General features: G+C 35.8%; 15 protein-coding genes. 11 read left to right on the forward strand and 4 right to left on the reverse strand.

All coding sequences use genetic code 11. The annotated features are described in order from the left end of the window. Positions 1 to 30: 30 nt before the first annotated feature. The gene (locus ACIQXJ_RS02560) at positions 31 to 687 is read right to left on the reverse strand and encodes a TetR/AcrR family transcriptional regulator (RefSeq protein WP_403049252.1); all 657 of its coding nucleotides are present in this window, start codon (positions 685 to 687) and stop codon (positions 31 to 33) included. A gap of 643 nt (positions 688 to 1,330) precedes the next feature. On the opposite strand from ACIQXJ_RS02560, the gene ACIQXJ_RS02565 reads away from it, so the two are divergent. After that, on the forward strand, positions 1,331 to 1,915 hold the full coding sequence (locus ACIQXJ_RS02565; protein ID WP_403049255.1) for a hypothetical protein: 585 nt from the start codon (positions 1,331 to 1,333) through the stop codon (positions 1,913 to 1,915). 724 nt (positions 1,916 to 2,639) lie between these two features. Here ACIQXJ_RS02565 and ACIQXJ_RS02570 read toward each other — a convergent pair. Together ACIQXJ_RS02570 and ACIQXJ_RS02575 are read right to left on the reverse strand one after the other, a co-directional pair. Further along, positions 2,640 to 4,562 (reverse strand): ABC transporter permease, encoded by a 1,923-nt coding sequence (locus ACIQXJ_RS02570; RefSeq protein WP_403049258.1) that lies wholly within the window; start codon positions 4,560 to 4,562, stop codon positions 2,640 to 2,642. Continuing rightward, complete coding sequence (locus tag ACIQXJ_RS02575) at positions 4,549 to 5,316, reverse strand: ABC transporter ATP-binding protein (RefSeq protein WP_403049261.1); 768 nt, start codon at positions 5,314 to 5,316, stop codon at positions 4,549 to 4,551. The genes ACIQXJ_RS02570 and ACIQXJ_RS02575 overlap by 14 nt, the downstream gene beginning before the upstream one ends. 373 nt (positions 5,317 to 5,689) lie before the next feature. Here ACIQXJ_RS02575 and ACIQXJ_RS02580 point away from each other — a divergent pair, with 373 nt between their 5' ends. The 4 genes from ACIQXJ_RS02580 to ACIQXJ_RS02595 all read left to right on the forward strand — a co-directional run bounded on the left by ACIQXJ_RS02580 (position 5,690) and on the right by ACIQXJ_RS02595 (position 8,781). After that, a complete protein-coding gene (locus ACIQXJ_RS02580) occupies positions 5,690 to 5,950 on the forward strand; it encodes a transposase (protein ID WP_403049264.1) in 261 nt (86 codons plus the stop codon). 77 nt (positions 5,951 to 6,027) lie between these two features. Next, positions 6,028 to 6,681, forward strand: coding sequence for a DDE-type integrase/transposase/recombinase (locus ACIQXJ_RS02585; protein WP_403049267.1), 654 nt, complete (start codon positions 6,028 to 6,030; stop codon positions 6,679 to 6,681). A gap of 577 nt (positions 6,682 to 7,258) precedes the next feature. After that, positions 7,259 to 7,492 (forward strand): hypothetical protein, encoded by a 234-nt coding sequence (locus ACIQXJ_RS02590; protein ID WP_403049270.1) that lies wholly within the window; start codon positions 7,259 to 7,261, stop codon positions 7,490 to 7,492. A gap of 245 nt (positions 7,493 to 7,737) precedes the next feature. After that, positions 7,738 to 8,781: a zinc-dependent alcohol dehydrogenase family protein gene (locus ACIQXJ_RS02595; protein ID WP_403049273.1), complete on the forward strand. Its 1,044-nt coding sequence runs from the start codon at positions 7,738 to 7,740 to the stop codon at positions 8,779 to 8,781. Positions 8,782 to 9,242: 461 nt separating this feature from the next. Here the strand turns inward: ACIQXJ_RS02595 and ACIQXJ_RS02600 are convergent, their stop codons facing one another. Further along, positions 9,243 to 9,734 carry a hypothetical protein gene (locus ACIQXJ_RS02600; protein ID WP_403049276.1) on the reverse strand — a complete coding sequence of 164 codons (492 nt, stop codon included), beginning with the start codon at positions 9,732 to 9,734 and terminating at the stop codon, positions 9,243 to 9,245. Positions 9,735 to 10,128: 394 nt separating this feature from the next. On the opposite strand from ACIQXJ_RS02600, the gene pnuC reads away from it, so the two are divergent. The 6 genes from pnuC to ACIQXJ_RS02630 all read left to right on the forward strand — a co-directional run bounded on the left by pnuC (position 10,129) and on the right by ACIQXJ_RS02630 (position 14,484). Next, on the forward strand, positions 10,129 to 10,809 hold the full coding sequence (gene pnuC, locus ACIQXJ_RS02605; RefSeq protein WP_403049279.1) for a nicotinamide riboside transporter PnuC: 681 nt from the start codon (positions 10,129 to 10,131) through the stop codon (positions 10,807 to 10,809). After that, on the forward strand, positions 10,806 to 11,816 hold the full coding sequence (locus ACIQXJ_RS02610; protein WP_403049282.1) for an AAA family ATPase: 1,011 nt from the start codon (positions 10,806 to 10,808) through the stop codon (positions 11,814 to 11,816). The genes pnuC and ACIQXJ_RS02610 overlap by 4 nt, the downstream gene beginning before the upstream one ends. A gap of 26 nt (positions 11,817 to 11,842) precedes the next feature. Continuing rightward, entirely contained in the window at positions 11,843 to 12,730 is an 888-nt protein-coding gene (locus ACIQXJ_RS02615; protein ID WP_403049285.1) for an NUDIX hydrolase, read from the forward strand. 2 nt (positions 12,731 to 12,732) lie between these two features. Next, a complete protein-coding gene (locus tag ACIQXJ_RS02620; protein ID WP_403049288.1) occupies positions 12,733 to 13,290 on the forward strand; it encodes a riboflavin biosynthesis intermediates N-glycosidase in 558 nt (185 codons plus the stop codon). A 473-nt stretch (positions 13,291 to 13,763) separates the two neighbouring features. After that, complete coding sequence (locus ACIQXJ_RS02625) at positions 13,764 to 14,186, forward strand: DUF6508 domain-containing protein (RefSeq protein WP_403049291.1); 423 nt, start codon at positions 13,764 to 13,766, stop codon at positions 14,184 to 14,186. Further along, entirely contained in the window at positions 14,176 to 14,484 is a 309-nt protein-coding gene (locus tag ACIQXJ_RS02630) for a hypothetical protein (RefSeq protein WP_403049294.1), read from the forward strand. Before ACIQXJ_RS02625 ends, ACIQXJ_RS02630 begins: the two co-directional genes overlap by 11 nt. The last annotated feature ends 308 nt before the right edge of the window (positions 14,485 to 14,792 follow it).

Raw genomic sequence — 14,792 nt, forward strand, 5'->3', positions numbered from 1 at the left:
AAACTACAAATCAAGTAAAAAGTCGATCATTTAGTTGAGCGGCTTTTTATTTAACTTATTTTCAGCAAACGATTCGTCTCTGTTTTTCAGAGGATTATTTTTGTAAGGTCCTTTAATAGACAAATTCATTAATTGAAAAGCCATTTCATGTTCAGAATAATGCAAGTTGTTTTTAATCCACCAGATAATAACTTCCAAAAAGGCAGATTCCACATATTTGATTATTAAATCTCTTTTAGCTGTAAGATTTTGCTCACTAGGTTCAATTTGGTTAATCCCTTCAGAAACAAACTCATGTATAATTTCTAACAGTCCCGAAGCTAAATAAGGAATGCGGTTAGTAACAAGGAAGGCTTTATAAAAAGAGAAATTTTCTGCAATTTGTTGAAATAATTGAACAAAACTTGGATGAGGGTATTCTTCTAAATAATCAAAGTTATCTAAAAGTGATACGTTGACACTTACTTTCTCACGCAAATCACTTAAAATTTCATCGATACATTGTATCATAAGCTCATTCTTATCTTTATAGTGAAGATAAAAGGTAACACGTTTTACTGTTGCTCGGTCAGAAATATCTTGTACCTTTATTTCCTCAAAGGCTTGTTCTTCCATTAGTTCAATTAATGCCTGCTTTAATAACCTTCTAGTTCTAATTACACGTGGATCATTTTTTTGTCTTGTCATGAATTTCTATCCCTTTACTATAAGATTATGTTTTGAAATTTTTTTAATATTTTTGAAATCCCACATCATAACATTGCTCTTCAATTACATAATCAGGACTTCTTAATGTTTATGTTTTATGTTTATTAAGAAAAATTGCTCTGTAGCTTCTTCACATAATATACCTCATCAACCTCCGCTAGTCGATGGACTTGTATCATTCCTAAAAATAATACTTGGTTACTACAATTATGCATAGTAAACATAAAAAAGACAATTACTTATACATGTCAAAATGAAGTCAGTATAAATCAAAGCTCTACTATTTAATGGTCCCGTTATTACTTTAGATCCTGTCCTTGGAGATATTACAAATCCATTTATCACTAAATGACTATAATTAATAATAATCCATTGAAGAAGGAATACTAGATTTTTTCAAAACTATTATAACTAACTAGATTAATTTAATGGAATTTTTACAGTAAATCAGTGTTATTTCACAGTTATGGATAGTGAATATGACCTTTTTATTAAATACATAATTTGTTAACTAAATAAGTCTAAGAAAATTATCGTTTAATAACAATTATCTATTCTATCCGTAGCAAATTTATATTAATCTATTATACGAAATACAAATTAATAATAGGAGGAGATAATCTTGGGAGTTTTAGAACTAAATAATTCAAATGATAAAATAAAGCTATTATTTGTTGCTCTTTTTTTTGCTTTAGTGGCATTTATGCTATCAACTGTATCTGCTGAAGCTTCAAGTTATAAAGAAGGCGATATTTTATTTACTACTAGTACAAGTTCATGGGGGTTTACTGGTCATGCAGGAATAGTCGGTAGGTCTGCTGATGGGAATTTGTATGCTGTCCATATTCCAGGCCCAAATCAACCAATACAGAAAATAACTTTAACCCAATGGGAAACTAGATACCCAGTTACAGAGGTTTGGAGACATACCAATCAAACTGCGGCTCAACAAGCTGGACAAAAATCAATGGATTTTATTCGTTATTATGGAACTGATACATCTTACATAGCTCCATATTCAATCTTCTCTGTTGCAGGATTAACATATGCAGACAAATCAGAAACATACTGCAGTAAGTTAGTTTGGCAGAGTTACTATTACGGTTCGGGATTAAACTTAGGATATAAACCAGGTGGAATGGGGATTATCAGTCCATATGCACTTAGAGCTTTACCGAATATGTATAAGGTATCAGGGAATAGCTAAAACTAACTTTAAACGCTCTCTATAGAATTCAGTCATAATAATGATAAGGAAAATAAGAAAGATTTATTGCAGGTTGGATGGAGAGAATGATTGTGAAAGAAACTACGAGCGATAACTGATTTACTGAACAATAAGAGAAAATTAACAAATGAGGGTATCCATCACTTATTGCGAATAAAGAATTTGTGAAGAATTATAGTTTAACTAACGGATGCTTAAGAGGAAAAGTGTTGAGCTATTCAGATACTCCTTTTTCCTACTCAATTAATGGGTGGTTTTCTTTAAAAGGAAACCAAAAATTACGGACTATCCAATATCCATAATATCCTCAATGCTTTCTAGTAAAGATATGTAATTGAATTTTGTCATGATGAAGTAATAATAGGATGGTTATGAGATGCTTTTTAAGCTTTCGGATTAGTGCAACAGGGGTTTCAATAATAATCAAATTTTTCTATTTTAGAATTTAATCTAGCATACTAAATAAGAGCATGTTTTGATTAATCTTTTTTCAAAACATGCTCTTTAGATTTGTTCTCTTTTCAAGGTACATACAAAGCTTTGTTCTTCTCTCTTACTTTTTCGTAAGAATTGTTTTAGAAAGCAATTTCTGTAGGTAAGAGAGCACCATAGTCACTCAATTAAACCATCCAACACTATATAAAATTTGAATACTATAAAACAATTACAAGCAAATTATTTTTCCATTCGCTATTCAAGTATTTTACTTAGTTTTTAAGACTATTTTATAGTAAGTTTTTACAGTTAAAAAGTAATAGATAATGTAAATACCTGTATATACACCAATACATATAACAACAGGAACGACTAAATTGGTTTGCAATAAGTTTGACAAAGCCGTTAAGGCAACAGCACTATGAGCAATTCCAGCAAGTAATGGTATAGCGAAAATAAATAAATTTTGTTTGGCTATGGATTTGTAAATTTCTCTTTTCTTTACACCAATTTTGAGTAAAATTTCGTAGCGCCCTTTATCTGATGTTGCTTCTGTTAATTGCTTAAAGTAAATGATACTGCCTGTTGCTGCTAAGAAAACTAGCCCTAGGAAACCACTCATGAAAATCATTAAACCTGAAGTTTCTAAACCACTTGAGTAATCTGAATAAAAATTTGAGAATTTGGCTTCTTCAGGTAAAAAGGACTTTATTTCTTTTGTTAATTTCTCTGCATCATCTTCATTTGTGATTTTATAAACCTCCATGTGCAGAGGTGGAGCTACTTTTACTAATTCAGTAAATAACTCGTCACTGACTACAAGGACATTAAAAACGGTTTTGGAGTTTAATACGCTATATTTCTTTAAATCAGTAAATGATATTTTTTGTTCAAACTCATTGACTTTAAATGACACTTCAGTACCTATATATTGGGGTGAATAGCCTTCCATGTATGCTGCATCTAAGACAGCAGCCTGATTTCCTTTTAATGAAAGAGTATCCTTTCGATTCTGATCAATAGCTAATTTGTTAAAATCACTTGCAGTAATAAGTGTATAGGGCATATCACCATAATTATACAAATTTGTAGTATCTACATTTACTTCAAGTGTTGGAATCGTTTCATGGTACATAATCTGATGATGAATATCGTTAGAAATCATTTCCTTTATCTTATTTGATACGGTATTGTCTGTCACAGTAAACATGATACTGTTTGGATTTGCCATCTGTGTATTATGTCTGTTGTTGTAATAAGAGCTGTACGACGTACCAACTGCAGATAATGTTGTAGCACTTAATACTGCAATTATTGTTAAAGTTCGTGCGTTGCCCTTAATACGGTATAAGAGCTGTGATATCCCAATAATATTAATGCCGTTCCAGTAACTCTTTTTATTTTTTTTAGCCAATTTTAACAGATAAACAGTTACTGAATTGAATAAGAGATACGTACCTATTATGACCGTTGCTAAGATAATAAGAGGGGTAATTGCCATCCCAAGTGTTTTCCAAATACTTGATGTCACTAAATTTTGTAAAGCAATACAGTATCCTATACCAATAAGAAGAATGGACAATAATGCTAAGAAAAATGATGCTTTCGGCTCTGACTCACCCTGTTTTTCTGCCTGAAATAAATCAATTAGTTTAAAACGGTAAATAACTCTGTATCCTTGAAATGATGTGAATAAAGTAATAATCATAAATACAATGATTGTGTTAACAATCGCTGCAAAGGAAATTGAAAAGTTCGTCAAGGTATCATGTCCCATTACCTTCATTAATAGGGATACAAAGTACTTCGATAGTATTGATCCAAGAGCTATTCCGATTGCAAGTGCAATAATTCCTAATGTAAAGTTTTCATAAAACAACATCTTGCCAATTTGTTTTTTACGAACACCAAGTAACGAATAAAGTGCAACTTCTTTTTTCCGTTTTCGTGTAAAAAAAGCATTTGAATACCAAATAAAAATGGCTACGAATATCATTAATACAACAGACGCAGCACTAAACGCAGCGCTAATTTTGGGTGAACCATCAGAAGTAGCTAAGATTGTTTTATCATATTTTAAAGAAACGAATGTAAAATAAATCACTATACTAAAAATCATGGATGCGAAATATAAAAAGTAGTTACTAAAATTATTCTTCATATTTTTTTGAGCGATATTAAATAATGTCACTATGACCACCTCCGAGAGAAGCGAGAACATCTAATACGTCTTGGAAAAATGCTTTACGTGTTTTCTCTACTTTATGAAGTTCCTTATAAAGTTTTCCGTCATTAATAAATATCACTCGTTTGCAAAAGCTAGCAGCATATGCATCATGTGTCACCATCATGATGGTTGCATTATTTTTTTTATTTAAAATGCTGAGGCTTTCAAGTAAATTAGTTGCGGATTTTGAATCCAAAGCTCCTGTTGGTTCATCCGCTAAAATCAAGCTTTGATTTGCTACAATTGCCCGGGATGCAGCGACACGTTGTTTTTGTCCACCGGAAATATGATACGGATACTTATTTAAAATTTCACGAATGCCAAATGAATCTGCAATATGATCGACGCGTTTTTCAATCTCTTTTTCTGGCACTTTAGCAAGTGCTAGTGGAAGTAAAATATTTTCCTTCACCGTTAATGTATCAAGTAGATTGTAATCTTGGAAAATAAATCCTAATTTATCGCGACGGAAATCTGATAATTGTTCATCGTCCATCATCATAATTTTTTTACCATCAATTATGATGTCTCCTGATGATGGAATATCAATAGTTGAAAAAATATTTAATAAAGTTGATTTTCCAGCTCCAGAAGGGCCCATGATTCCTACAAATTCACCTTCATTAATTTCTAAGTTAATATCTTGTAATGCTCTATATACATTACCTTTAGAACCGAATTCTTTCTGAACATTTTTTGCTTGTAAGATTTTTTTCATAATTGTATTTTCTCCTTGTAGACTAATAGTTTTTGCATATTTATTATCTAATTTTTGTCTGCAAAAGTTAGAATACACTTTCAACATTACATACATTTTATTTAAACCTTAATTCGACCTTAATTAAATCTTAAATCGTAAAAGAGTCAGCTCATTATTCACAGTTTGAAGAGAATGAGGAGTTTGTTTGCTGTATGGTTAAATAAAACCTTCGATAAGCTTCAGAATGATGGTGTTTAATTTTAATACCGACTTTCAAATAGGAATTAAAAAATCATGAGAATAAATGGAAGATAATTAAACGGGGCAATTACCTTATCTAGACATAAATATGACTAGCTACTATGATAAATAGAAAATGGGGGGGCTAAGAATGAGGAAAAAACGATATTCATCAGATTTTAAATTAGAAATTGTTAAACAATATCGCCTCGGCACTGCTGTAAGTAAATTATCAAGCGAATATGGTATATCAGAGGTTACAATTTATAAATGGATTAAATTATACGCACCTGTTGATGGTGTAGTTGACATGACTAAGGCAGAGGTATTAAGCGTGCAAAAAGAAAACGAGCGCTTAAAGCAAGAGGTTGATATTTTAAAAAAGGCTATAACCATATTCGCAACCAAATAGCTGAAATAGATATAATTGACTATATAGAACGAGAAAGTGAAAAATATGCTGTTAAAGTACTTTGTGCGCTACTAGACTTGCCGAAAAGTACTTATTACAGCGCTTTACCAAAAAAAGCAACAGACATACCTACAAAGTCAGCATCAGAGGTATTATTAGAGGAAATTGAGCAGATTTTTATTGAAGATGGACAACTTTACAATGGTGCACAGCTATATGAAAGATTAAAAAAGCGAGGCTTTCAAGGAAGTTTGCGAAAAGTACAGCGGGTGTTAAAAAAAGCTAAGGAAGTACAAGTAGTAAAAGCGCAGGAGCCAATAGTAAATATGGGATTTGAAACAACAAGAGCGAACGAAAAGTGGGTAATCAATGTAAGTTATGTACCAACGTGGCATCAGGGCTGGGTTTATATGGCATCGATTATAGATGTACATACAAAGAAGTTAACAGGATTTAGCTTTGATCAATCAATGAATGAAAACTTAGTTGTACAGGCACTACAGAAAGCGTATGCCCAATTTGCAATGCCAGTCGTATTGTATACAAGCCTACAACCAACGTTTATCGAGCACTGCAAAGAAGCAAGTAAAGAAAAAGACTTGTTATTACCACCAATTGTTTATAAGGATTATTTGTATGATGAGGAGTGTTTACAAGCAATTGTGCCATTTTTAACAGGTACGGAAAATCGACTTCGACGTGGTCATGCTTCCATCCACGATTTAAAATGAACATAATGAGAAGATGAAAGCTTCCTTAAATGGCATATATAATGCCATTTAAGGAAGCTTATTTTGTTAGGCTTTATATGATGTTATAAAAGTTAACTTAAAAATGTCCGAATAATTGACGTTTTCTGAAGAATTAATTATATTTAAAGTATATTCTTGGGGTATGATGATGAGGTTCGTGCTTGCTCAGGAACCTTCAGTAGTTCTGATGGACGCTCTTATGTGATGATACAAACAAACGCTAGTTCGGTTAATCGTTCACTACAATGGGGATTTTACATAAGACCAAGTGCTTACGAACTATCCAGACCTGGAGTAAATGTAAGTAAGTGCATCTGTAAATGGTGTTCGAATTAATTCACCATACGCGTCTCACTATGAAAGTCCGAATTATAGTTTTCATGGTAGTATGAAAAATTATCAGGTATTAGGTGAAAATTATGGTCTTAAATCCGGTGATATAGTTAACTTTAACTGGTTCGCACTTAACCCTACCGCGATTAACGGTGTTAAAAATACTACACTGATTTTCCTTGAATGTGCAGTAAAATAAATTTACTAGATAGAAGGATAAAAGATGCCACTTAAATGGAAACGAGAAAATATTATATTTGATAGTTTATACGAAGCAGATGTATGGGCCGATTCAATAGGAAATGAAATTTATGCAAGACTGTATGATGGTTATGACACACCAGATTATAAAATTGCTTATTCCTTAGCTTTTAGACTTGCTCAGATGAATGAATTCAGAGTTCTTGCAGAAATCACAATAGATAAAGGTAAGAGATATAAAGTTTGGGTAAAATAGACTGAGTAGTGGTCATGCTTCCATCCGCGATTTAAAATGAACATAATGAGAAGATGAAAGCTTCCTTAAATGGCATATATGATGCCATTTAAGGAAGCTATTTTGTTAGGCTTTATATGATGTTATAAAAATTAACTTAAAATGTCCAAATAATTGACGTTTTCGGAAGAATTAATTATATTTATGGTGTATTAGGATTTAGTAGGCCTAATCATCAAAATCTATTGAGAGAGGAGACATTCTAAATGAAAGCACTAGTATTTGTGGGACCAGGTAAAAAGGAATTGCGTGAAGTTGAAAAACCACGTGTAATGAAAGATGGCGATGCAGTTGTTCGTCTTGTAAAAACAACAATTTGTGGTACGGACTTACACATTTTAGGCGGCGATGTACCTGCCGTTAAAGAGGGGACAATTTTAGGTCATGAAGGTATAGGAATCGTAGAAGAGGTAGGCACAGGCGTATCAAACTTCAAAGTGGGCGATAAGGTAATTATTTCTTGCGTGACTTCATGTGGTAAATGTCATTATTGTAAAAAATCATTATATGCACACTGTGAAGACGGTGGCTGGATTTTAGGTCACTTAATCAATGGTACTCAAGCAGAATATGTTCATATACCACATGCAGATAATTCTCTTTATCACATTCCTAAAGGGATTTCAGATGATGCAGCTGTAATGATTTCTGATATTTTACCAACTGGTTTGGAAATTGGTGTATTAAATGGTCAAGTATCACCTGGTGATGTAGTAGCCATTGTAGGTGCTGGCCCAATCGGTATGTCTGCATTATTAACTTCGCAATTTTATTCACCTTCTAAAATCATTATGATAGATCTCGACGATAACCGTTTAGAAGAATCTAAGAAATTTGGTGCGACAGATACAATCAATTCACGTGATGCGCAAGCTGCAATTGATAAAATTTTTGACATTACCGAAGGTCGTGGGGTGGACGTAGCAATTGAAGCTGTAGGCTATCCTGCAACATTCGATATTTGCCAACGTATTTTATCACCCGGAGGCCGTTTAGCAAACGTTGGTGTGCATGGCAAACCTGTCGATCTACAATTACAAGATTTATGGATTCGTAACGTTACAATTTCTACGGGCTTAGTGTCCACAAGCACAACGCCAATGCTAATTAAAACGTTGGAAACAGGGAAGATTAAGCCAGAGGGATTAGCAACACATCGTTTCAAATTTGATAAAATGATTGAAGCGTATGAAACATTCGCTCATGCTGCGAAAGAGAATGCATTAAAAATCATTATTGATTTTGAATAATAGAGAATTATCCTAAAAAGTCCTTAAAGTTTAGTGGGGACAAGCTCCATAAATTTGTTTTAAAAGTATAGAAAAAAAGGTGCCCACAAGGTGCCTAAATAAATATAACAGAACAATTCTTCTAAAGTAGCATTTCAAGCTAGATGTTAACAGATTAGTAAGCATCATATATATGTGTTTAACAATATGAAACCATGTATGCCATCGGTAGGTAGTGGAGTAAAAGGTGCTACGTACATGGGAAGTTGTGAGAACGATTTAAAAAGGACTTGCATAGATGCAGATAAGTCATACATGCAAGTCCAATTGGTATTAAATTAACGCACCTGATAGCTCAATAAGGAATTTCTATAGAAGTAATCGGATATCAAGTGATAGCGGGGTGAAATTAATTTCTTTTGAATAATGCGAACGGGATGTCAAAAAAGATTGCTCGCTCCACTACGCATTAGTACGGTTGTTCACCCATGCAGGAAATTTTCAATCTTTTTTCGTACTACTGCTGGGGGTATTAGTTGGATATGTTCACCTTTATCGTCACATGTGAAAATGCCTTTGAAAACTTCGGGCATGGCATCGTACTGATTCTCTAACTGTTCATTAAATTTCTTAAAACAGTCATAAGAATATTTTTCTAGCAGGTAGGGTAACAAAAAAGCTGACCTTAAGATTTCATATTCCTGATAATTATATGGTGTACTTTCGGGACGCTTCTTTAAGATTTCCAACATCTTATTCATTAAAAGGGCAACCTCTTCTTCGCTTGCAAAGGCAGCATATCCTCTAATGGCAGTAAGCCGCATATCCAAATACCGTTCTTTTTTAAAGACTTTTAGAAAAAAGTCCTTTCCTTCCTCTGGCAAGTCAAATACTAATTGCTTTAATAAGGTATTACGTTTAGCAATATCCTTTGTCTTCAAATATGTTTCCATTTTTGTTCTTTTATCATCCATATAATTCACCTCCATTGCTGAGCTGTGAGCTTACATCTTTAGAAAGAGTATGGTGAGGGAGCTTGATAGTTCTATTGCTTCGAGCATTCCATTTTCTCTCTTTTAATCATCCCCTTTAGTATAACCTGTATTATTTCCAAAGTGTACCATTTGATGGATTTCTTCAACTAAGCATGGACGTAGCAGTGAAACGGTCTTTAGGCGATGTATGCTCCACTTTGATATCGAACCAAATTCAATAAATAAAAATCTGCCAGTAAAAAAGGTAAAATTTACTTGACCCTCGTTGGATTTTCTGTTAATTTTGATAGTAATAAAATGTTATTAACAAAATGATACTAAGAAAAAATGTTTGTTCACTCTATGAAAGAGTGGGAAAGCGGAGGGATGCAAGATGAAGAAGATGGCGGGTAGCTGGAATCTTTTTGAAATTACATGGTTAGTGCTGTTTACCTCAATCGCTGTCGGATTTACGGTGATTTCTAAAGATTCTTTATTTGGATTTACAGTTTTTATTACCGGTGTGTTATGCGTGGTGCTTGCGGCGAAGGGGAACCTCATGAGTTATGTTTTCGGTATGTACAATACAGTCGGTTACACTTATTTGGCCTTTATTAATGGTCTGTTTGGAGAGGTGATGCTGAATCTGCTATTTTTTGTTCCGATGAATGTCATTGGCTTCTACATGTGGAAAAATAACCGCCAAGAAGACGGTAAGCTAGTCATGCGACAGATGAATCGAAGCGGTTTGTTTCTCGTTGTAACGGTCAGTGTCATTGGCTGTTTGCTACTTGGATTGGGGCTTTCGTTCATTCCAGGTCAGAACTCGCCATACATCGATGCTACTACGACCGTGCTGTCCATTGTGGCAACCATTTTAATGGTTCGAAGATTCAAGGAACAATGGCTGGTCTATATTGTGCTAAATCTCTTCACCGTGTTGTTATGGGCGATTCGTATGCTGGATGGTAGCGGCGAAGGCTTACTGATGATTGTGATGTGGAGCGCGTATCTAGTCAACGCGGTTTATGGGTACTATACTTGGAATAAAGTGGTTAAGGAGGTGGCGGTATGAAAACGCTAGGACTAACATTGGGGAAGTTTGCCCCGCTGCATAAAGGACATCAGTTGATGATCGAAACAGCACTACAAGAGGTTGATGAATTGATTGTAGTCATTTACGAAACAACGGTCAGTCCGATTCCGCTTCATATACGAGCAAATTGGATTCGCAAGCTTTATCCGCAAGTCCGTGTCATCGAAGCTTGGGATGGTCCGGACGGCTATTCGGATGATAGAGAGCATGAGATTCGAGAAGAACAGTATATACTCAGTTTGCTGAACGGAGAGCAAGTAACATATTTTTACTCAAGCGAGTTTTACGGCGAGCATATGAGTCTCGCTTTGGGTGCGGTAGACCGGCGGGTGGATGAAGCACGTGAGCTAGTTCCAATCTCAGCGACGATGGTCCGTTCCAATCCATATAAGTACAGGGAGTTCGTAAGTGATATTGTGTACCGGGATTTAATCACGAAAGTCGTCTTTGTAGGCGCAATGTCGACGGGAAAATCGACAATCACAGAAGAGCTGGCACGGCGATATGGCACGACGTTCGCAAGCGAATATGGACGCGATTATTGGACTGAGCATCAGGTGGATCGCCGAATCAACTTGGAAGCGTTCGATGAAATTGCGGTGGGTCATATCGAGCGTGAAGAACAGGCATTGCTTGCGGCGAATCGCTATCTTTTTGTCGATACGAATGCGATTACGACGTATATGTTCGCTCTAGACTACCACGGGCGGGCGCCTGAGTTGTTAACACGGATTGCTTTTGAAAACGCGCAGCGCTACGACTTGTTCTTCCTGTGCGATGACGATATACCTTACGATGATACATGGGATCGCAGTGGAGATCAGAAACGGCAGGTTTTTCATAAACAGATTATTGCGGATTTAAAGGAGCGACGCATTCCCTATATTACGCTGCGGGGGAGCCTGGAGGAACGTATACACAAGGTTGACGAGGTGCTAGCGAAGTTTGAACCCTATGGAAACTATTTCGGAAAGATGAATGGTTAAATTATAAAAATAGGAGGCGAACCTAATTGAATTTGTTAGATAAAGATGGACTTACGGAACGAGAATTTTTACAGCAGTACAGTGCAGGAGATTATGAGCGGCCTTCGGTGACGACGGATATGGTTATTTTCACTGTGACAGAAGAGAAGGCTGACAGTTATCGTAAACTACCAGAAAAAGAGTTACGTGTCTTGCTTATTCGCCGTGCAGGACACCCTTACTTAGGCAAATGGGCGCTACCTGGAGGCTTTGTCCGTTCGAATGAGACGACAGAGCAGGCAGCAGTAAGGGAACTATGCGAGGAAACAGGCGTGGAAGACGTTTATTTGGAGCAGCTATATACGTTCAGTGATATCGGACGTGACCCAAGAACCTGGGTGATAAGTTGCAGCTATATGGCTTTAATCAATAGCGACACGTTGGAGCTTAAGGCGGGAGATGATGCAGCAGACGCCGCCTGGTTCAAGGTATCCTATCGACCGCTACGGGAAGAAAAAGAGATGATTGAGGACGGATACATTAAGAAGATGGAGTACGAACTCAAACTAAGCAGTGAAGAAGAAGAACTTTCGGCGGTTGTGGCGAGGACTATAACAGCGAAGACGACATCGACTGGGACGGATTATGAAATTGTATCGAATGATGGATTAGCATTCGACCATGCCAAAATCATCGTATGTGCTATTGAGCGATTGCGGGGAAAAGTAAATTATACCGATATTGCACTGCACTTGATGCCAAAGTTATTTACTCTAACAGAACTACAGCAAGTTTATGAGGTAGTGATGGATAAAGAATTGTTGAAGGCGGCATTCCGACGTAAAGTGGCCAATCTTGTGGCAGAGACTGATCAATACACCGAAAATGCGGGGCATAGGCCATCTCGCTTGTATCGGAGAAATTGGGAGGATTAACGATGATTTACAATATAGATGAGTTAAAAAATGCATATAACGAGGGGAAGAAATTTAAATTCGTGTTTTTTTGGGGGCATACGCCGTCTAAGGACGGGCGTGTCGACAAAAGCTGCTTCAGCCAATGGTGGATGTGCCCGTTCACGGTAGAGGATACGCAATACTCTTGCGCCGAGCAGTTTATGATGGCTGAGAAGGCAAGGTTGTTCGGTGATGCCGAAATGCTAGATTCCATTCTTCATGCTAAGCATCCGAAGGAGATGAAGGCTTTTGGACGTGCGGTTCGAAACTTTGACAAAGAAATTTGGGATAAGGAATGCTATGAGATTGTCAAAAGAGCCAGCTTGGCCAAATTTTCACAAAATCCGAAGCTTGCTGATTATCTCAAATCGACGAAGAACCGCATACTTGTTGAGGCTAGCCCGCGGGACCGTATTTGGGGGATTGGCATGGGTCAGTCCAATCCAGATGTGGAGAATCCAGTGAAATGGCGGGGCAAAAATCTGTTGGGATTCGCGCTGACCGAAGCGCGAGACGAGTTGCAGCGGAGTGAGAAGTAAGATTTAAATCTTCAAAGTTCTAATAAATGGACATGAGGAATAAAGGAAAGGATGAGTGGAGACCTTGAGATACACTGATTATGTCCGTCTAAAAACAGGCAGATACCAATCTGTAGGAAAGTTTGGTGATAATATTTATGCCTATGAGGTACTAACGGGGATAACCGACTCCCCGGAGTACCATCAAATTTCTAAGGAAGAATTCGATTCATTTGACACTTGGACCCAAGAGTATATATCGGATCTTAATAAATTGTATGAAATCATTAACCGGCCTGTTATTTGTAGCGGTTATTTGGGGAAAGAGGAATTGGATACGTCACTACTTCGTGATATATGAAAAATTAAGCTCCGACCACAAAGGGAATTTTTAGAACCGTTGATTTCTGAAACTTCAATCATCTTCTTAAAGAATTCCATAAAGAAATAACTGAAAGCTATATTTTTAAAATAGATTAATTGAGGTGAATCGGATGTCACAACTTCCAGAAATCAAACATGAAGAGTTAAATAAGCTGGTTAAATTTATTGATTTTTTCCAAAGACTAGATGCAACGACGAGTGAAAACGAAAAAAGAAATATGCTTGCATGTGAAGAAATTCGAGAATTCCACGATGAATTATGGAATACAGGATTTCTCATTGTATTCGATTGGAAGAATTGGTTGCATGAAAATGAAACTTATCAGCATATTGCAAATGATATAGAAGAGCATATCATGAAAGCAGATATAGCTACGCTTCGAAAATTGATGACCAGTTATATACGTGGAGATCGATTTACAGAAGGTCTATTCGAAGGCGTAATCATAAATGGACATGTAACAAAGATACTAACAAGGCTTAGAGAGCTAATGGAGATGGAAGGCAATAGGAGGGACACAAATGAGTATTAGTAACTCTCAACAATGTAATTTAAATATATGGTATGACTTATCTGAAGAAGTATGGGATAAGGTAACGAATATTTACGAGCGTATGCCAGGTTGGATAGGATATAAAAATGGTATTCCTTATTGGTTCGGACAGGAAGATGATGATGTTTTTATTATGGCCTCAGTAGAACCAAGTGGGTTATCCTTTTTTGCACAGATGAATCATGATGATTGGAGTTCTTGGATAGAGCGATTTAAAGTGGAAGCAACAAAAATATTAGGATTTGATGTGGGTGAACCTGAAGACGGAATTATCTAATTATCGTTAATTACCAACGAAAATAACAAATAGATAGATTTAATAAAAAGAAACGAGGGATAGCTATCAATAACAATATCATGAAAGAACATATTGAAGGGCTTTCTGAGAAATTGAAAGCTATATTACACAATGAATTATTGCTAGGGAATGTAATTACCGAGACTTGGGAAGGGTGGCCTACTGATAGTATTGTTGTATTTTTGAAAAAGCCATTTAGGACAAATATAAAAAAGATAGATAAAGAACTAGAGTATAGAGAAATTAATGATAGGCATTATTGGAAAGCGGAAATACATGATAGAAAG

Source organism: Lysinibacillus sp. NPDC097868, assembly GCF_044761135.1.
Classification (GTDB): domain Bacteria; phylum Bacillota; class Bacilli; order Bacillales_A; family Planococcaceae; genus Lysinibacillus.